The 26,714-nt window shown below is 41.5% G+C and carries 27 protein-coding genes and 1 pseudogene; 27 read left to right on the forward strand and 1 reads right to left on the reverse strand.

Annotation, left to right across the window (positions count from 1 at the left end):
• Positions 1 to 136 precede the first annotated feature (136 nt).
• The 27 genes and pseudogenes from O3650_RS04710 (at position 137) to purB (ending at position 25,578) form a co-directional block, all read left to right on the forward strand.
• A complete protein-coding gene (locus O3650_RS04710; protein WP_261127560.1) occupies positions 137 to 1,012 on the forward strand; it encodes a GHKL domain-containing protein in 876 nt (291 codons plus the stop codon).
• A complete protein-coding gene (locus tag O3650_RS04715; protein ID WP_203175737.1) occupies positions 1,009 to 1,740 on the forward strand; it encodes a response regulator transcription factor in 732 nt (243 codons plus the stop codon). Before O3650_RS04710 ends, O3650_RS04715 begins: the two co-directional genes overlap by 4 nt.
• A gap of 618 nt (positions 1,741 to 2,358) precedes the next feature.
• The gene (locus O3650_RS04720) at positions 2,359 to 2,487 is read left to right on the forward strand and encodes a smi_0059.1 family bacteriocin-like peptide (protein ID WP_000658221.1); all 129 of its coding nucleotides are present in this window, start codon (positions 2,359 to 2,361) and stop codon (positions 2,485 to 2,487) included.
• 11 nt (positions 2,488 to 2,498) lie between these two features.
• Complete coding sequence (locus tag O3650_RS04725; protein ID WP_203175736.1) at positions 2,499 to 2,654, forward strand: hypothetical protein; 156 nt, start codon at positions 2,499 to 2,501, stop codon at positions 2,652 to 2,654.
• A 33-nt stretch (positions 2,655 to 2,687) separates the two neighbouring features.
• A complete protein-coding gene (locus O3650_RS04730) occupies positions 2,688 to 2,882 on the forward strand; it encodes a class IIb bacteriocin, lactobin A/cerein 7B family (protein ID WP_000180831.1) in 195 nt (64 codons plus the stop codon).
• Between the two features lie 27 nt (positions 2,883 to 2,909).
• Positions 2,910 to 3,110, forward strand: coding sequence for a hypothetical protein (locus O3650_RS04735; RefSeq protein WP_203175735.1), 201 nt, complete (start codon positions 2,910 to 2,912; stop codon positions 3,108 to 3,110).
• Between the two features lie 8 nt (positions 3,111 to 3,118).
• A complete protein-coding gene (locus O3650_RS04740; protein ID WP_001047582.1) occupies positions 3,119 to 3,286 on the forward strand; it encodes a class IIb bacteriocin, lactobin A/cerein 7B family in 168 nt (55 codons plus the stop codon).
• A 3-nt stretch (positions 3,287 to 3,289) separates the two neighbouring features.
• Positions 3,290 to 3,505 (forward strand): bacteriocin immunity protein, encoded by a 216-nt coding sequence (locus O3650_RS04745; protein WP_238393788.1) that lies wholly within the window; start codon positions 3,290 to 3,292, stop codon positions 3,503 to 3,505.
• Between the two features lie 80 nt (positions 3,506 to 3,585).
• Positions 3,586 to 3,765 (forward strand): hypothetical protein, encoded by a 180-nt coding sequence (locus tag O3650_RS04750; RefSeq protein WP_000846993.1) that lies wholly within the window; start codon positions 3,586 to 3,588, stop codon positions 3,763 to 3,765.
• 78 nt (positions 3,766 to 3,843) lie between these two features.
• Positions 3,844 to 4,074, forward strand: a complete 231-nt coding sequence (locus O3650_RS04755) for a bacteriocin immunity protein (RefSeq protein ID WP_125451622.1) — start codon at positions 3,844 to 3,846, stop codon at positions 4,072 to 4,074.
• Positions 4,075 to 4,436: 362 nt separating this feature from the next.
• Positions 4,437 to 4,625: a hypothetical protein gene (locus tag O3650_RS04760; protein WP_224219038.1), complete on the forward strand. Its 189-nt coding sequence runs from the start codon at positions 4,437 to 4,439 to the stop codon at positions 4,623 to 4,625.
• Between the two features lie 301 nt (positions 4,626 to 4,926).
• Positions 4,927 to 7,080, forward strand: a complete 2,154-nt coding sequence (gene comA / locus O3650_RS04765) for a peptide cleavage/export ABC transporter ComA (RefSeq protein ID WP_153193719.1) — start codon at positions 4,927 to 4,929, stop codon at positions 7,078 to 7,080.
• A 12-nt stretch (positions 7,081 to 7,092) separates the two neighbouring features.
• On the forward strand, positions 7,093 to 8,442 hold the full coding sequence (gene comB, locus O3650_RS04770) for a competence pheromone export protein ComB (protein ID WP_153193718.1): 1,350 nt from the start codon (positions 7,093 to 7,095) through the stop codon (positions 8,440 to 8,442).
• A 169-nt stretch (positions 8,443 to 8,611) separates the two neighbouring features.
• On the forward strand, positions 8,612 to 9,319 hold the full coding sequence (purC, locus tag O3650_RS04775; RefSeq protein WP_194250499.1) for a phosphoribosylaminoimidazolesuccinocarboxamide synthase: 708 nt from the start codon (positions 8,612 to 8,614) through the stop codon (positions 9,317 to 9,319).
• Between the two features lie 67 nt (positions 9,320 to 9,386).
• Complete coding sequence (locus tag O3650_RS04780; protein ID WP_371491702.1) at positions 9,387 to 13,112, forward strand: phosphoribosylformylglycinamidine synthase; 3,726 nt, start codon at positions 9,387 to 9,389, stop codon at positions 13,110 to 13,112.
• A 93-nt stretch (positions 13,113 to 13,205) separates the two neighbouring features.
• Positions 13,206 to 14,648, forward strand: a complete 1,443-nt coding sequence (gene purF, locus O3650_RS04785; protein ID WP_101776946.1) for an amidophosphoribosyltransferase — start codon at positions 13,206 to 13,208, stop codon at positions 14,646 to 14,648.
• Between the two features lie 322 nt (positions 14,649 to 14,970).
• Positions 14,971 to 15,993, forward strand: coding sequence for a phosphoribosylformylglycinamidine cyclo-ligase (gene purM / locus O3650_RS04790; RefSeq protein ID WP_371491704.1), 1,023 nt, complete (start codon positions 14,971 to 14,973; stop codon positions 15,991 to 15,993).
• Positions 15,990 to 16,541, forward strand: a complete 552-nt coding sequence (gene purN, locus O3650_RS04795) for a phosphoribosylglycinamide formyltransferase (RefSeq protein WP_371491706.1) — start codon at positions 15,990 to 15,992, stop codon at positions 16,539 to 16,541. The genes purM and purN overlap by 4 nt, the downstream gene beginning before the upstream one ends.
• A gap of 44 nt (positions 16,542 to 16,585) precedes the next feature.
• Positions 16,586 to 17,050 (forward strand): GNAT family N-acetyltransferase, encoded by a 465-nt coding sequence (locus O3650_RS04800; RefSeq protein WP_101785683.1) that lies wholly within the window; start codon positions 16,586 to 16,588, stop codon positions 17,048 to 17,050.
• Between the two features lies 1 nt (position 17,051).
• Positions 17,052 to 17,205: pseudogene (locus O3650_RS04805) on the forward strand (bifunctional phosphoribosylaminoimidazolecarboxamide formyltransferase/IMP cyclohydrolase); the annotation flags it as partial.
• A gap of 71 nt (positions 17,206 to 17,276) precedes the next feature.
• Positions 17,277 to 17,786, forward strand: coding sequence for a VanZ family protein (locus O3650_RS04810; protein ID WP_060805150.1), 510 nt, complete (start codon positions 17,277 to 17,279; stop codon positions 17,784 to 17,786).
• A 24-nt stretch (positions 17,787 to 17,810) separates the two neighbouring features.
• Positions 17,811 to 19,358 (forward strand): bifunctional phosphoribosylaminoimidazolecarboxamide formyltransferase/IMP cyclohydrolase, encoded by a 1,548-nt coding sequence (gene purH, locus O3650_RS04815; RefSeq protein WP_203175733.1) that lies wholly within the window; start codon positions 17,811 to 17,813, stop codon positions 19,356 to 19,358.
• Between the two features lie 121 nt (positions 19,359 to 19,479).
• Positions 19,480 to 20,742 (forward strand): phosphoribosylamine--glycine ligase, encoded by a 1,263-nt coding sequence (purD, locus tag O3650_RS04820; protein ID WP_203175731.1) that lies wholly within the window; start codon positions 19,480 to 19,482, stop codon positions 20,740 to 20,742.
• A 191-nt stretch (positions 20,743 to 20,933) separates the two neighbouring features.
• Positions 20,934 to 21,422 carry a 5-(carboxyamino)imidazole ribonucleotide mutase gene (purE, locus tag O3650_RS04825; protein ID WP_203175729.1) on the forward strand — a complete coding sequence of 163 codons (489 nt, stop codon included), beginning with the start codon at positions 20,934 to 20,936 and terminating at the stop codon, positions 21,420 to 21,422.
• Positions 21,409 to 22,482, forward strand: a complete 1,074-nt coding sequence (gene purK, locus O3650_RS04830) for a 5-(carboxyamino)imidazole ribonucleotide synthase (protein WP_238393787.1) — start codon at positions 21,409 to 21,411, stop codon at positions 22,480 to 22,482. Before purE ends, purK begins: the two co-directional genes overlap by 14 nt.
• A 19-nt stretch (positions 22,483 to 22,501) precedes the next feature.
• Complete coding sequence (locus O3650_RS04835) at positions 22,502 to 24,268, forward strand: AAA family ATPase (RefSeq protein ID WP_180948018.1); 1,767 nt, start codon at positions 22,502 to 22,504, stop codon at positions 24,266 to 24,268.
• A gap of 14 nt (positions 24,269 to 24,282) precedes the next feature.
• Complete coding sequence (gene purB / locus O3650_RS04840) at positions 24,283 to 25,578, forward strand: adenylosuccinate lyase (RefSeq protein ID WP_261066188.1); 1,296 nt, start codon at positions 24,283 to 24,285, stop codon at positions 25,576 to 25,578.
• Positions 25,579 to 25,790: 212 nt separating this feature from the next.
• Here the strand turns inward: purB and O3650_RS04845 are convergent, their stop codons facing one another.
• Positions 25,791 to 26,507 (reverse strand): GntR family transcriptional regulator, encoded by a 717-nt coding sequence (locus O3650_RS04845; RefSeq protein WP_001007194.1) that lies wholly within the window; start codon positions 26,505 to 26,507, stop codon positions 25,791 to 25,793.
• Positions 26,508 to 26,714 lie beyond the last annotated feature (207 nt).

Raw genomic sequence — 26,714 nt, forward strand, 5'->3', positions numbered from 1 at the left:
CTCTGAACTATCTGATTTCTTGCATAGTGGATTTAATTCTGTATTTAGTTTGATTTCGTTGTTTTTGTCTGTTGTCATTTTAAGACGATGGGGAATTGATTTCAATATATTATTTTTAGATAAATTTCAATCGTTAGTGACGAAAAGTATGTGGATCTTATCCTTATTGTTTGGTTTCAGACTGTTTTCATCCATCATGTCTGGAGGATGTAATTCTTTCTATGTTCGTTTTGACACGACCATTTCTCTCCTGATTTTCATTCTCTTTTTCTCTTGGCTCTTTTACATCAAGCATTTGGAGCAGGTTTATCGTGATGAGCAAACCATTCAGAGACAGGAAGATGAAAATCGTTCCTTGCAAGGAATAGTGGATAAGCTAGGTCATCTCTATGATGAAGTTCGAGGTTTCCGTCATGATTTTGCAGGAATTGTCGCCAGCATGGAGCCTGCCATAGCGAATCAAGACATGGCTGAGGTGTCTACCATTTATCAAGATGTCTTTCTAAAGACCAATGAAAAGCTGAGAAAGGCAGATTACACAGCCTTTAATCTTCACAATATTCATGACATAGCCATTCGTAATACCTTGGGCAAAGCCATGATTGTGGCAGATAAGCAGGGAATTCATTTTAGTTTGGAGACGGTGGGGGTTGTCGAAGAGCTGGCTTTGCCGATGTTGGAGGCTATCCGTATCCTCTCTATCCTCACGACAAATGCCTTAGAGGCAGCCAGTGAGGCGGAAAATCCGCAGATTCGGGTTGCTTTATTGGCAGGAGATAGGAGTGTCCGTTTTATCATTGAAAACACTCGTAAGAAAGAAGAACTGAATCCCAGTATTCTCAGTCAAAAGGGGTACTCTACCAAGGGCAACCACAGTGGACTGGGCTTAGCGACCTTGGAGGATATGGTTTTTCATTATGATTTGAACTTAGATACCCAGCTAGGAGAGACGACCTTTAGACAAGATTTAGAATTGCCATTTAAGGATGAGAAACGAGGGGGAGAGAAATGAGAATTTTAGTTTTGGAAGACGATAGAGTCCAGCAAGGACGGATAGAGCAGACTTTACTAGATATCGGTCGCTCTCGCAATTTGAGATTGGAAATTGATATTGCCAAAAACTATGGAGATGTTGAAAAGTATTCTCAGTATTTTGACCATTACCAGCTCTATTTATTGGATTTAGAGATCGATGGAGAGCGTGAACGGGGCTTTCAGGTTGCTCAACAGATTCGGGAGCGGGATCCTTTTACAAGCATTGTTTTTGTGTCTACGCACTCGGAGGCCTTGCCTCTAGCTTTTCGCTACCACTTATCTGCCTTGGATTTTATTTCCAAGGATCAGCCAGAGGAGGATTACCGTCATCAGCTGGAGCGCTGTCTGGACTATGTTCTGGCAGTGGACAAGAGGGAAAATATGCGTCTCTTCACCTATAGTTTTGAGGGAAGACGGGGTTTTACTCTGCCCTACCATGAAATTTTAGCCTTTGAAACCTCAGTGGAATCCCACCGTATCAAGGTCTATTATGCCAATCACTCTATCAAGACCATTTATGGCAGTCTCAAGGATATCGCTGCCAAGGCTGAAAAAGATTACTTTGTCTATGCCAATCGCAATACGTTAGTCAGTTTACAGGCCATTGAAGAGATGACTGCGACAGAAGTGACCCTGTTAGAAGGCTTGCATTTTCCCGTATCACGGACAGCCAGAAGAACCCTAAAAAAACATCTCAATGTCTAATATCTGTTAGACTTGGATGAGTTTATCAATAAGAATGTCGGAAAATTTTCTGATATTCTTATTTTTTTGACTTCGTTTTCGAATAGATAGGTAAGAGGAAAAAGGAAGGAGTCTAGTTCATGTTTATATCAATGTTCTACCCATGGTTCACTGAGTTATTTTTTAAATAAATTTAATTTAGTTGTACATTTTCGAAATTTTTTCGAATAGATAAGTAAGAGGAAAAGGAAAGGAGTTTGGTTTATGTTTATATCAATGTTCTACCCATGGTTCACTGAGTTATTTTTTAAATAAATTTAATTTAGTTGTACATTTTCGAAGTTTTTTTCGAATAGATAAGTAAGAGGAAAAGGAAAGGAGCCTAGTTCATGTTTATATCAATGTTCTACCCATGGTTCACTGAGTTATTTTTTAAATAAATTTAATTTAGTTGTACGTTTTCGAAATTTTTTTCGAATAGATAAGTAAGAGGAAAAGGAAAGGAGCCTAGTTCATGTATCTACCAATTTTTTATCCGTGGTTCATTAAATTATTTTTTAAATAAAATTTAATTTAGTTGTACATTTTCGAAATTTTTTTCGAATAGATAAGTAAGAGGAAAAAGAAAGGAATAAAATAATGAAAGAACATTATTATGGATTTGTTGAGCTAACTTCGGAAGAATTGACCGATATTCAAGGTGGAGAAAATTGGACGAAGACCCTTGTAGATTGGTACATTGGATTTCGTAGAGGTTTCGGTTTTTAGGAGGATAAGTAATGAACGAAATGAATAACAAGTATACTATTGAAGTATTAAAGGAAAGCGACTTGGCTTTGCTGGTGGGTGGTAGCAAGGAAAGTTATCAACGGGGTCTAATTACAGGTCTATTGTTACGCGGTGTATTTATTGGAACCCCATTTTTTAGAAGATAAGATTTAGAAAAAATAGAACAATAGGAGAAAAAGATGACAAATTTTGACAAAATGGAGCAGAACTTTGTAGCTCTTACAGAAGAAGAGTTGGTGAATGTAGATGGGGGAGCATTACCTCTTGTAGTCGCTGGAGTGTCTATTTGGAAGATAGGTGCAGCAGTAGCAGGTGGAGCAGCAGCGCTTTTTGCTGGAGGAGCAGCTTTGGGGTATTATGCGAATAGACCATAATCTGATTGTAGTCAGAGAGGCATTTCTATGTTTTTAAAAAAAGAAGTGATATTATTAGGGGTATTGTTATCGCTACGTATTATTTTTACTATCGTTCAAATTTTAATTGATTATAAAATATTATCTGGACAGTATAGTATAAATTTTATGGATATTTCAGAAGTATTTATCTATCCAATACTCATTTTAATCATTTACATAGCAATAAAATATAATATAAAGGAGTAATGACGAACATGAACTTAGAACAATTTTATCAATTATCTGACGATGAATTAGTGGGAACAAAAGGTGGTTTTGGTCTTGCGGAAGCAGTTGGGATTGCAGGAGTACTGAATGCTGCTGTACAAATTTTTAATGCTGGTTACAAATTTGGTTCAGATTTTGCTCGTCGTGGGCGTTAGATAATGAACAGTTGTAACCTTAATCTTAATACATTGTTACCTAAACTAGCCACGATATGTCCTTTGTTGGGAATAACTCTTAATCTCGCGCTTCATGTGATTCGTACAGGTTCGTTAGTATCCTTTAATTGGCAATGGACTTTGGTTGGTTTGCTTTTCTCAGCATATTTTGGTATTTTTCGCAAAGATTTATCAAAAAATAATCAAAATCATAAATGAAGAACATGAATCAAAAGGATTTTGTGCATGTGAATGGTAGCGTTTTTCCGCCATTCTTGTCAGGTAATTAGGAGTTTCTTATGAAAACATTTTTATTAGGTTTTGCTGAGGGTTATTTTACCGTATCACTCATTATCTACATCGCAACGTATTTGATTTTGAAAAATCCGATCAATACCCTATTTTATCCAGAAATTTACCCCGTTTTATTTGGGCTCTTTTATCTAGGATATAAGGTCAATAAAAAGCAAGTAGAGTAAGCAGCTAAGAATGACTTGTTAGTCTGAGCTGAAAATGGCTAGGGTAGAATCTAAGAATGCATCACATTGGAGTTTAATATGAAATTTGTTAAATCAATACTGAAAGTTTGGCCTGAAATTATGGTATTACTTAGTTCAATGTCTTATATCATCATCAGATTAGTAGCTGACATAAATAAAGTATCTTTACCTACTTGCTTTGATAATTTCAATATACCAACGATTGCATTATTTATGATGGTCTTCATTCTTTTATACAGAAGTAAAGAAAAAAGAATGGATAAATTTGAAGTAGTAGACGCTCTATAGGGAATAGGTGTCTTATAGTAACGAATCAAAAAAGGAGTAACTATGAATCGTAATTTAGAACGGTGTTATCTATTCTGACTAGGAATAGATCATACCAGAGGTGGCTTAGAAATAGCAGGGACATTAAAAATTGAAGTAACTTTAAATAGGATGTCGTAAAGGTTACTATCAATGATTTATTTGTTCCAAGCTTGCCTAGGGTGTCCGAAAAAAATCATTTTCCTTTCAATAGCATATTTTTAGTAGGTAGGACGTTTGTTCTGCCTATTTTTTGCCAAAAGTGCAGTTGAGATGTTTATTTGGAGTTTTACATATATTTTTGATAAAATAGTTATAGAAATTAGGAGAGTTGAAGAAAAGAAATGAAGAAGGTTTTAAAATATTTTTTAGTATTTGTTTTTCTATTTTTGATGAATATTTTCATCTTTAAGATACTAGCAACTCTGGGATTTCAGCTGACAATGAGTGAAAAGAGTTATATTGTACCACCGCTGTTTTCGATTATCGTTTTATATATGATTGACAAAAGAATTAGGCAGAAAAAGAAATAAATATATATTTTAGGCATGACTTTTGTTCTGCCTATTTTTTTATCCAAAAAGTACAGTTGGGAGGGGGATAGGCGCATTTGGGGAGGAAGTCCAGATTTTGTTTGGGGATTGGGGTAAGATAGTTATTATCAGATGAGTTTATACTCTTCGAAAATCAAATTCAAACCACGTCAACGTCGCCTTGCCGTATATATGTGACTGACTTCGTCAGTCCTATCTACAACCTCAAAACAGTGTTTTGAGCAGCCTGCGGCTAGTTTACTCTTTGATTTTCATTTAGTATTAGAAAAAGGAGATGAATATGAAATTTGGGAAACGTCACTATCGTCCGCAGGTGGATCAGATGGACTGCGGTGTAGCTTCATTAGCCATGGTTTTTGGCTACTATGGTAGTTACTATTCTTTAGCTCACTTGCGAGAATTGGCCAAGACGACCATGGATGGGACGACGGCTTTGGGCTTGGTCAAGGTGGCAGAGGAGATTGGCTTTGAGACGCGAGCGATTAAGGCGGATATGACGCTCTTTGACTTGCCAGATTTGACCTTTCCTTTTGTTGCCCATGTGCTTAAGGAAGGGAAATTGCTCCACTACTATGTGGTGACTGGGCAGGATAAGGATAGCATTCATATTGCCGATCCAGATCCTGGGGTGAAATTGACCAAACTGCCACGTGAGCGTTTTGCGGAAGAATGGACAGGGGTGACTCTGTTTATGGCACCTAGTCCAGACTATAAGCCCCATAAGGATCAAAAGAATGGCCTGCTCTCTTTTATCCCTATATTAGTGAAGCAGCGTGGCTTGATTGCCAATATCGTTTTGGCAACACTCTTGGTTACCGTGATTAACATTGTGGGTTCTTATTATCTGCAGTCTATCATTGATACCTATGTGCCAGATCAGATGCGTTCGACGCTGGGGATTATCTCTATCGGACTGGTCATCGTCTATATTCTCCAGCAGGTCTTGTCTTATGCTCAGGAGTATCTCTTACTTGTTTTGGGGCAACGCTTGTCGATTGATGTGATTTTGTCCTATATCAAGCATGTTTTTCACCTGCCTATGTCCTTTTTTGCGACACGTCGTACAGGGGAAATCGTTTCTCGTTTTACAGATGCTAACAGTATCATTGATGCGCTGGCTTCGACCATTCTTTCGATTTTCCTAGATGTATCAACGGTTGTCATTATTTCCCTTGTTTTATTTTCACAAAATACCAATCTCTTTTTCATGACTTTATTGGCACTTCCTATCTATACAGTGATTATCTTTGCTTTTATGAAGCCGTTTGAAAAGATGAATCGGGATACCATGGAAGCCAATGCAGTTCTGTCTTCTTCTATCATTGAGGACATCAACGGTATTGAGACTATTAAGTCCTTGACCAGTGAGAGTCAGCGTTACCAAAAAATTGACAAGGAATTTGTGGATTATCTGAAAAAATCCTTTACCTATAGTAGGGCAGAGAGTCAGCAAAAGGCTCTGAAAAAAGTTGCCCATCTCTTGCTCAATGTCGGCATTCTCTGGATGGGGGCTGTTCTGGTCATGGATGGCAAGATGAGTTTGGGGCAGTTGATTACCTATAATACCTTGCTGGTTTACTTTACAAATCCTTTGGAAAATATCATCAACCTGCAAACCAAGCTTCAGACAGCGCAGGTTGCCAATAACCGTCTAAATGAAGTGTATCTGGTAGCTTCGGAGTTTGAGGAGAAGAAAACGGTTGAGGATTTGAGCTTGATGAAGGGAGATATGACCTTCAAGCAGGTTTACTATAAGTATGGTTATGGTCGAGACGTCTTGTCGGATATCAATTTGACTATTCCGCAGGGTTCTAAGGTTGCTTTTGTGGGAATTTCAGGGTCAGGTAAGACGACCTTGGCCAAGATGATGGTTAATTTTTACGACCCAAGTCAAGGGGAGATTAGTCTGAGTGGTGTCAATCTCAATCAGATTGATAAAAAAGCCCTGCGCCAGTATATCAACTATCTGCCTCAACAGCCCTATGTCTTTAACGGAACGATTTTGGAGAATCTTCTTTTGGGAGCCAAGGAGGGGACGACTCAAGAGGATATCTTACGGGCGGTCGAATTGGCAGAGATTCGGGAGGATATCGAGCGTATGCCCCTGAATTACCAGACAGAGTTGACTTCGGATGGGGCAGGAATCTCAGGTGGTCAACGTCAGAGAATTGCTCTGGCGCGTGCTCTCTTGACAGATGCGCCGGTCTTAATTTTGGATGAGGCGACCAGCAGTTTGGATATCTTGACAGAGAAGCGAATTGTCGATAATCTCATGGCTTTAGACAAGACCTTGATTTTCATTGCTCACCGCTTGACCATTGCAGAGCGGACAGAGAAGGTTGTTGTCTTGGATCAGGGCAAGATTGTTGAAGAAGGAAATCATGATGATTTGCTTGCACAGGGTGGCTTTTACGCCCATTTGGTGAATAGCTAGAAAGAGGAGAGGATGAAACCAGAATTTTTAGAAAGTGCGGAGTTTTATAATCGTCGTTACCATAATTTTTCCAGTCGGGTGATTGTCCCCATGTCCCTTCTGCTCGTGTTTTTGCTTGGATTTGCAACATTTGCAGAGAAGGAGATGAGTTTGTCTACTAGAGCTACTGTTGAGCCTAGTCGAATCCTTGCAAATATCCAGTCAACTAGCAACAATCGTATGCTTGTCAATCATTTGGAAGAAAATAAGCTGGTTAAAAAGGGAGAACTGTTAGTTCAATATCAGGAAGGGGCAGAGGGTGTCCAAGCGGAGTCTTATGCCAGTCAGTTGGACATGCTTAAGGATCAAAAAAAGCAATTGGAGTATTTGCAAAAGAGCCTGCAAGAAGGGGAGAACCACTTTCCAGAGGAGGATAAATTTGGCTACCAAGCCACCTTTCGTGACTACATCAGCCAAGCAGGTAGTCTTAGGGCTAGTACATCGCAACAAAATGAGACCATCGCGTCCCAGAATGCAGCAGCTAGCCAAACCCAAGCTGAAATCGGTAACCTCATCAGCCAAACAGAGGCTAAAATTCGCGATTACCAGACAGCTAAGTCAGCTATTGAAACAGGTGCTTCCTTGGCCAGTCAGAATCTAGCTTACTCTCTCTACCAGTCCTACAAGTCTCAGGGCGAGGAAAATCCGCAAGCTAAGGCTCAGGCAGTGGCGCAGGTTGAAGCACAGCTTTCTCAGTTAGAATCTAGTCTTGCTACTTACCGTGTCCAGTATGCAGGTTCAGGTACCCAGCAAGCCTATGCGTCAGGCTTAGGCAGTCAATTGGAGTCTCTCAAATTCCAACACTTGGCTAAGGTTGGTCAGGAATTGACCCTTCTAGACCAGAAAATTTTCGAGGCAGAATCGGGTAAGAAGGTTCAGGGAAATCTTTTAGACAAGGGGAAAATTACGGCGAGTGAGGATGGGGTGCTTCACCTTAATCCTGAGACTAGTGATTCTACTATGGTAGCAGAAGGTGCCTTACTAGCCCAACTTTATCCGTCCTTGGAAAAAGAAGGGAAAGCCAAACTAACAGCTTATCTTAGTTCAAAAGATGTAGCAAGGATTAAGGTCGGTGATTCTGTTCGCTATACTACGACTCATGATGCCAAGAATCAGCTTTTCCTAGATTCTACTATTACAAGTATTGATGCGACAGCTACTAAGACTGAAAAAGGGAATTTCTTTAAAATCGAGGCGGAGACTAATCTAACTTCTGAGCAGGCTGAAAAACTTCGTTACGGGATGGAAGGTCGCCTACAGATGATTACGGGCAAGAAAAGTTATCTACGTTATTATTTAGATCAATTTTTGAACAAAGAGTAATGTTCGTGTTTTTAGAGTTAAATGATTTTAAAACTGTGAGAAATATTCTTCTTGCGGTTTTTTCTTTATGATTTTTGAAGCCACTACGTTATTTATTCGGTTAAATTCTTGTAATTTTAGGTTTTTTATGGTAGAATGTGCTCAAGTAATACGAAAGGCGAACTTTAAAATGTCAAAACAATTGATCTATTCGGGAAAAGCTAAAGATATCTATACAACTGAGGATGAAAATCTTATTATTTCAACTTACAAGGACCAGGCGACTGCTTTTAATGGTGTTAAGAAGGAGCAGATTGCGGGCAAAGGAGTTTTGAATAATCAGATTTCATCTTTTATTTTTGAGAAATTAAATGCGGCTGGTGTGGCGACTCACTTTGTGGAGAAGCTTTCAGACACGGAACAACTCAATAAAAAGGTTAAGATTATTCCTTTGGAAGTCGTGCTACGCAACTACACGGCTGGTTCCTTTTCAAAACGTTTTGGTGTGGATGAGGGAATCGCCTTGGAGACTCCGATTGTTGAATTTTACTACAAAAATGATGATTTGGATGACCCATTTATTAATGACGAGCATGTGAAATTCCTACAGATTGCGGATGACCAGCAAATCTCCTACTTGAAGGAAGAAACGCGTCGTATCAATGAACTCTTGAAAGCCTGGTTCGCTGAGATTGGGCTTAAGTTGATTGACTTTAAGCTAGAGTTCGGTTTTGATAAGGATGGCAAGATTATCTTAGCAGACGAATTTTCACCAGATAACTGCCGCTTGTGGGATGCGGATGGTAACCACATGGATAAGGATGTTTTTCGTAGAGGATTGGGAGAACTAACAGACGTTTATGAGATTGTTTGGGAAAAGTTACAGGAATTGAAATAATCTATTTGCAAGACTCTCAAGGTCATTTGGAAAGATTGCAAGAGCTGAAATAAAGGAATAAGAATTGATGGATAAACGTATTTTTGTTGAAAAAAAGGCTGATTTTCAGGTCAAGTCAGAGAGTTTGGTTAGAGAACTCCAGCATAACTTGGGACTTTCAAGCTTGAAAAGTATTCGCATCGTGCAAGTGTATGATGTCTTTAACTTGGCAGAGGACCTGTTTGCACCTGCAGAGAAACACATCTTCTCTGAGCAGGTGACAGATCATGTCTTGGACGAAGCGGCTGTGCAGGCGGATCTGGCTAACTATGCTTTCTTTGCTATTGAAAGTCTACCTGGGCAGTTTGACCAGCGTGCAGCATCTTCACAGGAAGCCTTGCTTTTGCTAGGTAGCTCGAGTGATGTAACAGTCAATACCGCTCAACTTTACTTAGTCAATAAAGATATTGATGCGACTGAGTTGGAAGCAGTCAAGAACTACTTGCTCAATCCAGTTGATTCTCGTTTCAAGGACATCACGACAGGGATTGCCAAGCAGGAATTTTCTGAGTCAGACAAGACCATTCCTAAATTGACTTTCTTTGAAAACTATACAGCAGAAGACTTTGCGCGCTACAAGGCTAAACAAGGGATGGCCATGGAAGTGGATGATTTGCTTTTTATCCAAGACTACTTCAAGTCAATCGGGCGCGTGCCGACGGAAACAGAACTCAAGGTTTTGGACACTTACTGGTCTGACCACTGCCGTCACACGACTTTTGAGACAGAGTTGAAGCAGATTGATTTCTCAGCTTCTAAATTCCAAAAACAATTGCAGTCAACCTATGACAAATATATTGCTATGCGCGAAGAGTTGGGTCGCTCTGAAAAACCACAAACCTTGATGGATATGGCGACTATTTTCGGTCGTTATGAGCGTGCTAATGGACGTTTGGATGACATGGAAGTGTCAGATGAAATCAATGCTTGCTCAGTAGAAATCGAAGTGGACGTTAATGGTGTGAAAGAACCATGGCTCCTCATGTTCAAGAACGAAACCCACAATCACCCAACGGAAATTGAGCCATTTGGTGGTGCTGCTACCTGTATCGGTGGAGCCATTCGTGACCCATTGTCAGGTCGTTCCTACGTTTATCAAGCCATGCGTATTTCAGGTGCTGGTGATATTACAGCACCGATTTCGGAAACGCGTGCTGGTAAGCTGCCACAACAGGTTATTTCTAAGACAGCTGCTCATGGTTATTCTTCATATGGTAACCAGATTGGGCTTGCGACGACCTACGTTCGTGAGTATTTCCATCCAGGCTTTGTAGCTAAACGCATGGAGCTTGGTGCTGTTGTCGGAGCGGCTCCTAAGGGCAATGTTGTCCGTGAAAAACCGGAAGCGGGTGATGTCATTATCCTCCTTGGAGGTAAGACTGGACGTGATGGTGTCGGTGGTGCGACGGGCTCTTCTAAGGTTCAAACGGTTGAGTCTGTGGAAACTGCTGGAGCTGAGGTTCAAAAAGGGAATGCCATCGAAGAACGTAAGATTCAGCGCCTCTTCCGTAATGGTGATGTCACTCGTCTCATTAAGAAATCCAACGACTTTGGTGCTGGTGGTGTCTGTGTAGCCATCGGTGAATTGGCAGACGGTCTTGAAATCGACCTCAACAAGGTACCTCTTAAATACCAGGGCTTGAATGGTACCGAAATTGCCATCTCTGAATCACAAGAACGGATGGCGGTTGTGGTTCGTCCTGAAGATGTGGATGCCTTCGTTGCTGAATGTAACAAAGAGAATATTGATGCTGTTGTGGTGGCGACAGTGACTGAAAAACCAAATCTAGTCATGCACTGGAATGGTGAAACCATTGTCGACTTGGAGCGTCGCTTCCTTGATACCAATGGTGTACGAGTGGTTGTCGATGCCAAGGTTGTAGACAAGGATGTCAAACTCCCAGAAGAACGCACAACAAGCGTAGAAACACTGGAAGCTGATACACTTACAGTTCTATCTGATTTGAATCATGCGAGTCAAAAAGGATTACAGACTATCTTTGACTGCTCTGTTGGACGCTCAACGGTTAATCACCCCCTTGGTGGTCGTTACCAACTCACACCAACTGAGGCATCTGTGCAGAAATTACCAGTTCAACACGGTGTGACTCATACTGCATCAGTCATGGCTCAAGGATTCAACCCATATGTAGCTGAATGGTCTCCATACCACGGTGCTGCCTATGCGGTGATCGAAGCAACTGCTCGTTTGGTGGCTTCGGGCGCTAACTGGTCTAAGGCTCGCTTCTCTTACCAAGAGTATTTCGAGCGCATGGACAAACAAGCTGAGCGTTTTGGCCAGCCAGTAGCAGCTCTCCTAGGCTCTATCGAGGCACAAATTCAGCTTGGTTTGCCATCTATCGGTGGTAAGGACTCCATGTCTGGTACTTTTGAAGAATTGACAGTACCGCCAACCTTGGTCGCTTTTGGGGTGACGACGGCAGATAGCCGTAATGTGCTCTCTCCAGAATTTAAAGCTGTTGGGGAAAATATCTACTACATTCCAGGCCAAGCACTCTCAGCAGAGATTGATTTTGACTTAATTAAGTCAAATTTTGCTCAGTTTGAAGCCCTTCAAAAGGCTCATAAAGTGACATCTGCATCAGCTGTCAAATATGGTGGTGTTGTGGAAAGTTTGGCACTTGCTACCTTTGGAAATCATATCGGTGCAGAAGTAACCTTGCCTGAACTTGAAACGGCTTTGACAGCTCAATTAGGCGGATTTATCTTCACATCTCCTGAAGAAATCGCTGGAGTAGAGAAGATTGGTCAAACGAAAGCAGACTTTACACTCCTTGTAAACGGTGTGAAGCTAGATGGACACAAACTTGACAGTGCCTTCCAAGGAAAATTGGAAGAAGTTTACCCAACAGAATTTGCCCAAGCCAAAGAACTGGCTGAAGTACCAGCTGTTGCATCAGATGTTGTGATTAAAGCCAAAGAAAAGGTTGAAAAACCTGTGGTTTACATCCCAGTTTTCCCAGGGACCAACTCGGAATATGACTCAGCAAAGGCCTTTGAAAAAGAAGGTGCAGAGGTCAACTTGGTGCCATTTGTGACCTTGAATGAAGAAGCCATTGTCAAGTCAGTTGAAACTATGGTTGACAACATCGGTAAGGCTAACATTCTCTTCTTTGCAGGTGGCTTCTCAGCTGCGGACGAACCAGATGGTTCAGCTAAGTTTATTGTCAATATCCTGCTTAATGAAAAAGTGCGTGCAGCTATTGATAGCTTTATCGCTCGTGGTGGCTTGATTATCGGTATCTGTAATGGGTTCCAGGCCTTGGTCAAATCAGGTCTTCTTCCATACGGAAATTTCGAGGATGCTACTAGTACTAGTCCAACCCTCTTCTACAATGATGCCAACCAACACGTGGCCAAGATGGTGGAAACCCGTATTGCCAATACCAACTCGCCATGGTTGGCTGGCGTGCAAGTGGGCGATATCCATGCCATCCCAGTATCGCACGGTGAAGGGAAATTTGTCGTGACGGCTGAAGAATTTGCAGAGCTCCGTGACAATGGCCAAATTTTCAGCCAATACGTTGATTTTGACGGCAAACCAAGTATGGATTCTAAGTACAATCCGAATGGTTCCGTCCATGCCATTGAAGGAATTACCAGCAAGAACGGCCAAATCATCGGTAAGATGGGACACTCAGAACGTTATGAGGAAGGTCTTTTCCAAAATATCCCAGGAAATAAAGACCAGCACCTGTTCGCGTCAGCGGTTAAATACTTTACTGGAAAATAAGACTTGCAGATTTTCTAATAGATAGTATCAGTAATGTAAAAGTCATGTAGATTTAGCTCTTGGTGCTACACAAATAAAAATTAGGTATATAAAATGACATACGAAGTAAAATCTCTTAATGAAGAATGTGGTGTTTTCGGTATCTGGGGACATCCAGATGCTGCTAAATTGACCTATTTTGGTCTCCACAGTCTTCAACACCGTGGTCAGGAGGGGGCAGGAATCCTCTCCAATGATCAGGGGCAATTGAAGCGCCATCGTGACATGGGGCTTTTATCAGAAGTGTTCAGAAATCCTGCTAATTTGGATAAATTAACTGGAACTGGTGCAATTGGTCATGTGCGTTACGCGACTGCTGGCGAAGCTTCTGTAGATAACATCCAGCCCTTCCTCTTCCGTTTTCACGATATGCAGTTTGGCTTGGCTCATAATGGAAATCTGACCAATGCAGCCTCTCTCAAGAAAGAACTGGAACAAAGAGGCGCGATTTTCAGCGCGACTTCGGACTCGGAAATCTTGGCTCATCTCATTCGTCGCAGTCATAATCCTAGCCTGATGGGCAAAATCAAGGAAGCGCTCAGTCTTGTCAAAGGTGGTTTTGCCTATATCTTGCTGTTTGAGGATAAGTTAATTGCGGCTCTTGACCCCAATGGTTTCCGTCCCCTTTCTATCGGGAAAATGGCCAACGGAGCGGTGGTGATTTCCTCTGAAACCTGTGCTTTTGAGGTCATTGGTGCTGAATGGATTCGTGATTTGAAGCCAGGTGAGATTGTGATCATTGATGACAAGGGCATCCAGTATGATAGCTATACGGATGATACTCAGTTAGCAATCTGTTCTATGGAGTATATTTATTTTGCTCGCCCTGATTCTAATATCCACGGTGTCAATGTCCATACGGCTCGCAAACGTATGGGTGCCCAATTGGCGCGTGAATTCAAGCATGAGGCGGATATCGTGGTCGGTGTGCCCAATTCTTCCCTCAGCGCGGCTATGGGATTTGCGGAAGAATCTGGTTTGCCAAATGAAATGGGCCTCATCAAGAATCAATACACCCAACGCACCTTTATCCAACCGACTCAAGAATTGCGGGAGCAAGGGGTGCGGATGAAACTCTCTGCTGTTTCAGGCGTTGTAAAAGGCAAGCGTGTGGTTATGATTGATGACTCTATTGTACGTGGAACAACCTCTCGTCGGATTGTTCAACTCTTGAAAGAAGCGGGTGCGACTGAGGTTCACGTTGCTATTGGTAGTCCAGCGCTAGCTTATCCATGTTTCTACGGGATTGATATCCAAACCCGTCAGGAGCTGATTGCGGCCAATCATACGGTTGAAGAAACGCGTCAAATCATTGGTGCGGACAGTCTGACCTATCTGTCTGTTGAAGGTTTGATTGACTCAATTGGGATCGAAACAGATGCGCCAAATGGCGGTCTCTGTGTCGCTTATTTTGATGGTGATTACCCAACGCCTCTCTACGACTATGAAGAAGACTATCGTAGAAGTTTGGAAGAAAAGACCAGTTTTTACAAATAGACGAAAGATCCTCCATTAAAGGAAAGGAAGAGGAGACAAAATGACAAATAAAAATGCTTATGCTCCACGTCTCACTACTGACTAAAAGCTAAAGCATTTGTCAGTAGACGCTTTCTCCTGTGGGACAAAGCTAGAACCCTGACTAGTATTTTTATACTCTTCGAAAATCAAATTCAAACCACGTCAGCTTCACCTTGCCGTACCCAAGTACAGCCTGCGGCTAGCTTCCTAGTTTGCTCTTTGATTTTCATTGAGTATTAGATAAAATAATTGTTTATCTAAAAATACGTCACAATCTTTCTCAAAGAAAAGGAACATAAAAATGGCAAATAAAAATGCGTACGCTCAATCTGGTGTGGATGTTGAAGCGGGTTATGAAGTTGTTGAACGGATTAAAAAGCACGTGGCTCGTACGGAGCGTGAAGGTGTCATGGGAGCTCTGGGTGGCTTTGGTGGTATGTTTGACCTTTCAAAGACTGGGGTTAAAGAACCCGTCTTGATTTCAGGGACTGACGGTGTCGGAACCAAGCTCATGTTGGCTATCAAATACGACAAGCACGATACTATCGGTCAGGACTGTGTAGCCATGTGTGTCAATGATATCATCGCTGCGGGTGCGGAACCCCTCTATTTCCTTGACTACGTAGCGACAGGGAAGAATGAACCAGCTAAGCTAGAACAAGTGGTTGCTGGTGTGGCAGAAGGTTGTGTGCAGGCAGGCGCTGCCCTCATTGGTGGGGAAACGGCTGAAATGCCTGGCATGTACGGCGAAGATGACTATGACTTGGCTGGTTTTGCGGTCGGTGTGGCTGAAAAATCTCAAATAATTGACGGTTCAAAGGTGGCAGAAGGAGATGTTCTTCTCGGACTTGCTTCAAGTGGGATTCATTCCAATGGTTACTCTCTCGTCCGTCGTGTCTTTGCGGATTACACAGGTGAGGAAATCTTGCCAGAATTGGAAGGTAAGCAACTCAAGGAAGTCCTTCTTGAGCCAACTCGTATCTATGTCAAGGCTGTCTTACCACTTATCAAGGAAGAGTTGGTCAATGGCATTGCCCACATTACAGGTGGCGGTTTTATCGAAAATGTCCCTCGTATGTTTGTAGCTGACTTGGCTGCTGAGATTGAAGAAGACAAGGTTCCCGTGCTTCCAATTTTCAAAGCTCTTGAAAAATATGGTAAAATCAAACATGAAGAAATGTTTGAAATCTTCAATATGGGTGTGGGACTTATGCTGGCAGTTAGCCCTGAAAATGTAAGTCGTGTCAAGGAATTGTTGGATGAACCAGTCTATGAAATCGGTCGTATCGTCAAGAAAGAAAACGAAAGTGTCATCATCAAATGAAAAAAATAGCGATTTTTGCCTCTGGTAATGGCTCAAATTTTCAGGTGATAGCGGAACAATTTCCAGTAGAGTTTGTCTTTTCAGACCATCGTGACGCCTATGTGCTCGAACGTGCAGACAAGCTCGGCGTTCTGTCCTATGCTTTTGAACTCAAGGAGTTTGAGAGCAAGGCAGACTACGAAGCAGCCATTGTCGAACTCTTGGAAGAACATCAGATTGACTTGGTTTGCCTAGCAGGCTACATGAAAATCGTTGGGCCAACCTTATTGGCGGCTTATGAAGGTCGGATTATCAACATTCATCCAGCCTACTTGCCAGAATTTCCAGGAGCTCATGGGATTGAGGATGCTTGGAATGCTGGTGTGGATCAGTCTGGTGTGACCATTCACTGGGTGGATTCAGGTGTGGATACGGGAAAAGTTATCAAACAAGTACGTGTACCACGATTAGCTGATGATACCATTGACAGTTTTGAAGAACGGATTCATGAAGCGGAATATCAGCTCTATCCAGAAGTGTTGGAATGTTTGGGAGTAGGGAGAAGATAAGAAGTAAATCAAATTTTGATTGTGCAATCTTGCTAGGAGAAAAAATGATTGAGATAAAATTAGTAGATGAGAGCAGTTTTCAGGCAGTGCTGGATTTGAAAATATCTGAAGCTGATGAACGAGCACGTTTCGTGTCTCCAAATGTACGCTCTTTAGCTGACGCATGGCTCTACCGAGAGAATGGGGATGTGTTTCCAATGGCAATTTATTGGAATGAGCTTGTAGTTGGTTTTCTCCTGTTGGAAATAGATAAGGATGAAGCGGAATACTTTATCTGGCGGATAATGATTGGCCAGCAGTACCAAGGAAGAGGTTATGGACGAAAAGCCGTGGAAGTTCTGATCAAAAAGGCTCAGATGGATAGCGATTGCAATCATATTATCGCAGATTATGTGGTTGGAAATGAAAAAATGAAGCACCTGTTGACTAGTTTGGGTTTTCAGGAAACAGAATTTATAGAAGAAAATAATGAAGTCGCTATGCGCTTGGACCTAAAGAAAGAGGAATAGAATGACGAAAAAAGCTTTAATCAGTATCTCAAACAAAGATGGTATTGTTGAATTTGCCCAAGAACTTAAAAAAACTCGGTTGGGACATCATCTCAACAGGTGGAACCAAGGTTGCCCTTGATAATACTGGGGTGAGCACCATTGCCATTGATGATTCATATGATATCTTTGATTCAAAATTGGAGTCAGTGATTGTTGAAGACGGCTTCAAACGGAGGTATTTGTAATGTTAGAATCTAAAAAAACAACTCGATATGTATTTTATGTCTATCTGATGTTATTAACTTGGGGAATCTTATTTAAGTTTGAAACTAATCCTGAATTTATAGCATTTTTCTTAGCTCCAAGGTACATCAATTGGATTCCATTTTCAGAACCACTAATAGTAGATGGAAAAATTGTTTTTGCTGAAATGTTATTTAATCTGATTTCCTTTATTCCATTAGGTGTTTGTTTCCCTCTGATAAAAACTAATTTATCTAATTTAAAAATAGTCGGGACAGGTTTTTTAATTAGTTTATTGTTTGAGTGCTTACAGTATATTTTAGCAATAGGTATAACAGATATAACGGATTTGGCTTTAAATACGCTAGGTGTTTGTGTAGGCTTACTGATTTATCAAATTTTTATAAGAGTGTTCAAATCACAGACTAGAAAATGGGTCAATATCTTAGGTATGCTTAGCCTTGGTTTTGCTTATTTTGTTTTACTGTTACTGCATTTAATTGGTGTTTAACTAATGATTAAAAAGGAGAATATAATGACTAAACGCGCCTTAATCAGCGTCTCAGACAAAGTGGGCATTGTTGAATTTGCCCAAGAACTTAAAAAACTTGGTTGGGATATTATCTCGACAGGTGGGACAAAGGTTGCCCTTGACAATGCTGGGGTAGATACCATTGCGATTGATGATGTGACCGGTTTTCCAGAAATGATGGACGGTCGTGTCAAGACCCTTCATCCAAATATCCACGGTGGGCTTCTCGCTCGTCGTGACTTGGATAGTCACCTGGAAGCGGCCAAAGACAATCAAATCGAGCTCATAGACCTTGTAGTGGTCAACCTTTATCCTTTCAAGGAAACGATCCTCAAACCAGATGTGACGTACGCTGTTGCCGTTGAAAACATTGATATCGGTGGACCATCTATGCTTCGCTCGGCAGCGAAGAATCATGCCAGCGTGACGGTTGTGGTAGACCCTGCTGACTATACAGTGGTTTTGGACGAGTTGTCAGCCGATGGTGAAACGACTTACGAAACGCGTCAACGTTTGGCAGCCAAAGTTTTCCGTCACACAGCGGCTTATGATGCCTTGATTGCAGAGTATTTCACTACTCAAGTGGGGGAAAGCAAACCTGAAAAGCTCACTTTGACCTATGACCTCAAACAAGCTATGCGTTACGGTGAGAACCCTCAACAAGACGCGGACTTCTACCAAAAAGCATTGCCGACAGATTATTCTATTGCATCAGCGAAACAGCTTAACGGTAAGGAACTGTCATTCAACAATATCAGAGATGCTGACGCTGCCATTCGTATCATTCGTGATTTCAAAGATCGTCCAACCGTTGTGGCTCTCAAACACATGAACCCGTGCGGTATCGGTCAAGCTGATGACATCGAAACTGCTTGGGACTACGCTTATGAGTCTGACCCAGTTTCTATCTTTGGTGGAATTGTCGTTCTCAACCGTGAGGTAGATGCTGCGACAGCTGAGAAGATGCATGGTGTTTTCCTTGAAATCATCATTGCACCAAGCTATACGGATGAAGCGCTAGCCATTTTGACTAATAAAAAGAAAAACTTGCGTATCCTTGCCTTGCCATTTGATGCTCAAGAGGCTAGTGAAGTGGAAGCAGAATACACAGGTGTAGTTGGTGGACTTCTGGTGCAAAACCAAGACGTGGTTAAGGAAAGCCCGGCTGACTGGCAAGTGGTGACCAAACGCCAGCCAACCGAGACAGAGGCGACTGCCCTTGAGTTTGCATGGAAGGCTATCAAGTATGTCAAATCAAACGGTATCATCATCACTAATGACCACATGACACTTGGTGTTGGCCCAGGTCAAACCAACCGTGTGGCCTCTGTTCGTATTGCGATTGACCAAGCAAAAGACCGCCTTGACGGCGCTGTGCTTGCTTCCGATGCCTTCTTTCCATTTGCGGATAACGTGGAAGAAATCGCCAAAGCAGGCATTAAAGCTATTATTCAACCTGGAGGATCAGTCCGTGACCAAGAATCTATCGAAGCGGCAGACAAATATGGCTTGACTATGGTCTTCACAGGCGTGAGACATTTTAGACATTAAGAACGTTAAAGGGAAGGAAACAGTTTCTTTCCTTTTTTGCGTAAAAATGCGGAGTGAAACAAGATTAAAACGAACGTTTATGATATAATGTTATTAAATAATTCGCAAAAGAGGTTGAGAAATGAAGCTGTTAGTTGTCGGTTCGGGTGGTCGTGAACATGCGATTGCTAAGAAGTTGCTTGAGTCAAAAGACGTTGAAAAAGTATTTGTAGCTCCTGGGAATGATGGGATGACTCTGGATGGTTTGGAGTTGGTAAATATCTCCATTTCCGAACATTCTAAATTGATTGAGTTTGCAAAAACCAACGATATTGCTTGGACCTTTATCGGTCCAGATGATGCCCTTGCTGCTGGTATCGTGGATGATTTTAACCAAGCTGGTCTCAAAGCCTTTGGTCCGACAAGATTGGCGGCAGAGCTAGAGTGGTCCAAGGATTTTGCCAAGGAAATCATGGTCAAATACGGCGTTCCGACAGCAGCCTATTGCACATTCTCAGATTTCGAGGAAGCCAAGGCCTATATCGAAAAGCAGGGTACGCCTATCGTAGTCAAGGCGGATGGCTTGGCGCTTGGGAAGGGTGTCGTCGTTGCTGAGACAGTTGAGCAAGCGGTCGAAGCAGCTCACGAGATGCTTTTGGACAATAAATTTGGTGACTCAGGTGCGCGTGTGGTTATTGAGGAATTCCTTGAAGGAGAGGAATTTTCACTCTTTGCCTTTGTCAATGGTGATAAGTTCTACATCATGCCAACAGCTCAGGACCACAAACGTGCCTATAATGGCGATAAGGGGCCTAACACGGGGGGGATGGGTGCCTATGCGCCAGTTCCACACTTACCACATAGTGTAGTTTATACAGCGGTTGACACCATTGTCAAGCCAGTCCTCGAAGGGATGATTAAAGAAGGTCGCCCTTATCTGGGTGTTCTTTACGCAGGGCTTATCTTGACAGCTGACGGACCGAAAGTCATCGAGTTCAACGCTCGTTTCGGAGATCCAGAAACGCAAATTATCCTGCCTCGTTTGACATCTGACTTTGCACAAAATATTATGGATATTCTTGATGGCAAGGAACCAAATATCACCTGGACGGACAAGGGTGTGACACTAGGCGTGGTTGTCGCATCCAACGGTTATCCGCTAGACTATGAAAAAGGTGTCAAGTTGCCAGCCAAGACAGAAGGCGACCTCATCACCTACTATGCAGGGGCTAAGTTTTCGGAAAATAGCAGAGCACTGCTATCAAACGGCGGACGTGTTTATATGCTAGTCACCACAGCAGACACTGTAAAGGATGCCCAAAACACCATCTACAGCCAACTCGACAAACAAAAAACAGAAGGCCTCTTCTACCGAACAGATATCGGAAGCAAGGCAATTAAGTAAAGATATAAGAAAAAGCGACGCAGTCGCCAAACACGATAATGGTCGTCGTGGTGAAAAGACCAGAACAGTATCTGTTCGGGTCTAGGGAAAATTTGAGACCTTAGGCTCAAATTGTAGAAATGAAACCGAAGGTTTGCTTCCGTCCCTCACAACCTAAGGTGATTGTTGAAAAAGAGGAAAAAGGAGAAGAAATGAAACCCGTAATTTCCATCATCATGGGCTCAAAATCCGACTGGGCCACCATGCAAAAAACAGCAGAGGTTCTAGACCGCTTCGGTGTAGCCTACGAAAAGAAAGTTGTTTCTGCCCACCGCACACCAGACCTTATGTTCAAGCATGCCGAAGAAGCGCGTAGTCGTGGTATCAAGGTCATCATCGCTGGCGCTGGAGGAGCAGCCCATTTGCCAGGGATGGTAGCAGCCAAAACAACCCTTCCTGTCATTGGGGTGCCCGTCAAATCACGTGCTCTTAGTGGCGTGGATTCACTTTATTCCATTGTGCAGATGCCGGGTGGCGTGCCTGTTGCGACAATGGCTATTGGTGAAGCAGGTGCGACTAACGCTGCCCTCTTCGCCCTCCGTCTCCTTTCAGTAGAAGATCAGACTATCGCGACAGCATTGGCAGATTTTGCAGAAGAGCAAGGAAAAATCGCAGAGGAGTCTACAAATGAGCTCATCTAAAACAATCGGAATTATAGGTGGCGGCCAGCTGGGTCAGATGATGGCTATTTCTGCTATCTACATGGGGCACAAGGTTATCGCGCTGGATCCTGCGGCTGATTGCCCAGCCTCTCGCGTAGCGGAAATCATTGTGGCGCCTTATAATGACGTGGATGCTCTGCGTCAGTTGGCTGAGCGTTGCGATGTCCTCACCTATGAGTTTGAAAATGTCGATGCCGACGGTTTGGATGCTGTCATCAAGGATGGGCAGCTCCCTCAAGGAACAGATATGCTCCGCATTTCACAAAACCGTATCTTTGAGAAGGACTTCCTTTCAAACAAGGCAAAAGTCACTGTGGCACCTTACAAGGTTGTGACTTCTAGCCAAGACTTAGCAGATATCGATTTATCGAAAAACTATGTCCTCAAGACTGCGACGGGTGGCTACGATGGGCATGGGCAAAAGGTCATTCGCTCAGAAGCAGACTTGGAAGAAGCCTATGCGTTAGCTGAGTCAGCAGCCTGCGTTTTAGAGGAATTTGTCAACTTTGACCTTGAGATTTCTGTCATTGTTTCTGGAAATGGCAAGGATGTGACGGTTTTCCCAGTTCAGGAAAATATCCACCGAAACAACATTCTTTCAAAAACCATTGTGCCTGCTCGCATTTCTGAAAGTTTAGCTGAGAAAGCTAAAGATATGGCAGTACAAATCGCAGAACAATTGAACCTGTCTGGAACTCTTTGCGTGGAAATGTTTGCGACAGCTGATGATATCGTGGTCAATGAAATTGCGCCACGTCCACACAATTCAGGACACTACTCAATCGAAGCCTGTGACTTCTCCCAGTTTGATACTCATATTCTCGGTATTCTCGGAGCACCATTGCCAGCTATCTACCTACATGCTCCAGCTGTTATGCTCAACGTACTAGGTCAACATGTCGAGATTGCTGAAAAATATGTCACAGAAAATCCAAGCGCCCACCTCCACATGTATGGTAAAATAGAAGCGAAGTACAACCGCAAGATGGGACATGTGACTTTGTTTAGTGATGTGCCGGATGAGGTGTGGGAACTGTGAACGAAACATTGGAGTTATTATGAAAATCTCGAATATAAAATTACATAATTGGAAGTCCTTTAAAGATATAGATATAAGTATAAATGATTTAATGATAATTATTGGACAAAATAATCATGGAAAATCTAACTTATTATCATCTCTTTTATTCTTCTTTGACGGAATAAAAATTAAGGAGGATGATTATTTCAAAGGGGCTGAGGAGTTATTTGTTGAGGTCGAATTTAAAGAGTTGACTAATGAAGAGCAAACGACATTTGCAAAATATGTTACTGAAGCTTGTGAGATGAAAGTAAGAAAAACCGTAAAAATGTCGGGTACTCCTACTTATAATGGTTATACTAAGAGATATTCTGAAGAAAATGCGTGGCTTGAGGATGATGAATTTAAGAAATTACTTAAAAATATTGATCTTGAAAATAGTCCGCTTTCTAAATTAAAAAAAATGATATCCTCTGAATTTGAGGGCAATTCAAAAACTAAGCAAGTTGAAGAGCTAAAAAGCTTGAGGGAAGAATATATCAGGTCTCATGGTATTAAAAAGAATTATGTTTTAGAAGAGTCAAATTTTTTAGGGAAAGCAAATATTGCACAAGGTTTGCTTGGTGATGTTTACTATCTTCCGGCCTTGAAAGATACTTCTGATGAATTAAATTTAAAAGCAAGTTCAATGTTCGGTAAATTATATAATGAAATCCTATTATCTGATGTAAATCAAAATTACTCACAAGCTGTAAAGAATCTGCAAGATGCTATTTCAGTATTGAATCAGAGAAATGGTTCGGTAGAAAAAGAGGAAGATCTAGATGAAATTTCAAAATTAGAAAATGACTTGTCAAATCAACTCAAAGACTGGGGAACAGAAGTTAAAATACAATTCAAGACTCCGGATGTGCCAGAGGTTATGAAATCTTATATTGAAATCTTGTTTGATGACGGAGTTGAAACTGATATATCTCATAAGGGGAATGGTTTACAGCGTACATTTTACCTGTCTTTGATTAAACTTTTAGCTGAAAGATCTAGTAAAGAGGTTGGCGAAAATGAAACCTCCACTAGACAAGCCTCTAAATCAAAATATTTTTTATTTGAGGAACCTGAATTGTTTCTGCATCCTCAAGCACAAAAGCAATTATTTGATGATTTAGTAAGTTTATCTGAGGGAAACCAGGTCTTTGTTACTACCCACTCTAATAATTTAATTGATTTAGAAAAGTATAAATCAATTTGTATTGTGAGAAAGACTGATAGCGGAGAATCTGAAGTTTCAAAGTGTGATGAAGAACTTTTTCAACGAGAAAATGACAGGGATAAGTGGAAGTATCTAAATTGGATAAATGCTGAAAGAAGTGAATTGTTTTTTGCTGATAAGGTTATCTTAGTGGAGGGAGATACTGAGGCAGTTAGCATTCCAAGTATTGCAAAGAAGTTGGGAATCTATAAGCATAGTTTTACTATAATTAATTGTGGAAGTAAGGATAATATTCCACTGTATATGAAGTTGCTAAATAAATTTAAAATACCTTACGTTGCAATTTATGATGTGGATCATCAAGAAGGGAAGTCTTTAGAAGCTATTGCAGTTTCTGATAGAAGTACAAGAGCAATTAGAGAGTGTCTTGATGAAAACTTGGGTTCAACAATTAGTATGGAGAATGATTTTGAAGATGTACTTGGATATAGACCTAGCGGGAACTCAAAACCACTGGCAGCATTAGAATGGATTAATAATAATCAAATACCTGTAATGCTGGAAAATAAGATTAACGAAATATATATGAATTAACAGAGGAGGAAACAATGATCAACCGTTACTCTCGCCCTGAGATGGCGAACATTTGGAGTGAAGAAAATAAATACCGTGCTTGGCTTGAGGTGGAAATCTTGGCTGACGAGGCATGGGCTGAGTTGGGGGAAATCCCTAAGGAAGATGTAGCTTTGATTCGTGAAAAAGCGGACTTTGACATCGACCGTATTTTGGAGATTGAGCAAGGGACTCGTCACGATGTGGTGGCTTTCACGCGTGCGGTTTCTGAAACGCTTGGCGAAGAGCGTAAGTGGGTTCACTATGGCTTGACTTCTACTGACGTGGTGGATACTGCCTACGGTTACCTCTACAAGCAGGCTAACGACATCATCCGTCGTGACCTTGAAAACTTCACCAACATCATCGCTGACAAGGCTAAGGAGCACAAGTTCACCATCATGATGGGTCGTACCCATGGGGTGCACGCTGAGCCGACAACTTTTGGTCTTAAATTGGCAACCTGGTATAGCGAAATGAAGCGCAATATTGAGCGTTTCGAGCATGCGGCTGCTGGTGTGGAAGCTGGTAAGATCTCTGGTGCGGTTGGGAACTTTGCCAACATCCCACCATTCGTAGAGCAATACGTCTGCGACAAATTGGGTATCCGTGCTCAAGAAATCTCTACACAGGTGCTTCCTCGTGACCTTCACGCTGAGTACTTTGCGGTTCTTGCCAGCATCGCTACTTCTATCGAGCGTATGGCGACTGAGATTCGTGGTTTGCAAAAATCAGAACAACGCGAAGTGGAAGAATTCTTTGCCAAAGGGCAAAAAGGTTCATCTGCTATGCCTCACAAACGCAACCCAATTGGTTCTGAAAATATGACTGGGCTTGCGCGTGTTATCCGTGGTCACATGATTACAGCCTATGAAAACGTTGCTCTCTGGCACGAACGCGACATTTCCCACTCATCAGCTGAGCGCATCATCACCCCAGATACGACCATCTTGATTGACTACATGCTCAACCGTTTTGGAAATATCGTCAAGAACTTGACGGTTTTCCCTGAAAACATGATCCGCAACATGAACTCAACGTTTGGTCTTATCTTTAGCCAACGTGCCATGTTGACCTTGATTGAAAAAGGGATGACCCGTGAGCAAGCCTATGACCTGGTGCAACCAAAAACAGCCTACTCTTGGGACAACCAAGTAGACTTTAAACCACTTCTTGAAGTAGATCCAGAAGTGACATCACGCCTCACACAAGAAGAAATCGATGAGATCTTCAACCCTCTTTACTACACCAAACGAGTGGATGATATTTTTGAACGTCTTGGTTTAGGATAATTAAAATAAAATCGAAGTTCTATTACTCTATTTACTGGAGTAGAAGAACTTCGGTTTTTCTTGTTTATTAAAGCTTTTTTGCTAAAAAGATTCCCAATATTTTAGTAAAATTTCAACTAATTTAATCGATCTTCATTGACATATAGAAAATACAGTTTTGATGGGATATAATAATCATAGAAAAAAGCCCAAGCAAGGCTCAGGCTTTCTTCTTAGTGATCACGGTCACATGAAATGAATTTGATTTTGTAGTAATCCGCTCGTTTATAAGTTTCGCTGTAAGCGAGAACCTGACCAGTAGACTCTAATTTAGTAGTCTTTGTTTGTAAAACGCTAGGGAATTGTTCATCGACTCCGAGGACCGAAGCCGCATGTTCTGGAGTTGGAAATGCTATTTCATTGATTTCTTCAAAATGTTCATCATTCATGTGGATGTGATAATCCAATTTGAAACGGTTATAGATAGAGCTATAATATTCAAGATTTGGATAATTTGCGTTGATGTATTGTTCTGGAATATAAGATGTGTGATAGATGTATACGACACCATTTGTTTCGCGTACACGTTCAATCTTGTAGTAGAATTGGTTACCGCGTAGTCCAAGTTTTTCTAAGTAGCTTAGTTTGTTTCCACGCTCAATAGAAAGGACGGTCACTTTATCATCTTTAGTTTCAAAAACTTCTACATCAGAAAACTCTACGAGTTTGTGTTTGCGTGCGCGTGAAACGAATGTACCCTTTCCTTGTTGGCGGACAATATAGCCATCTTTGGCAAGGTCGTTTAAGGCGCGGACAACTGTGATAGAACTTACATCATACATAGCGATTAATTCAGCTTCAGTGTAAAATTTATCTCCACTAGCGAATTGGCCAGAAATGATTTTGTTCTTTAACTCATCTTTTATATATTGATACTTTGGAATTGCCATAATTTCACCTCGATTTTCCTTCTCCGTTAAAGATTTTACCATAAAACCGGAAAGAATAGTAGTCTTTTGAATAAAAAAATTAGAATAATAGGCTATAAGGTTAATTTACATAAAAAATAGGAGGTTTTATACATTTTTATACATGTCACCTGTTTGAAGCTATATGTCTGTAAATTTTATATCTTTATAAGTTTTTTGTGTAAAAGT

Source organism: Streptococcus sp. 20925_1_24, from assembly GCF_041432335.1.
Lineage (GTDB): Bacteria > Bacillota > Bacilli > Lactobacillales > Streptococcaceae > Streptococcus > Streptococcus mitis_BM.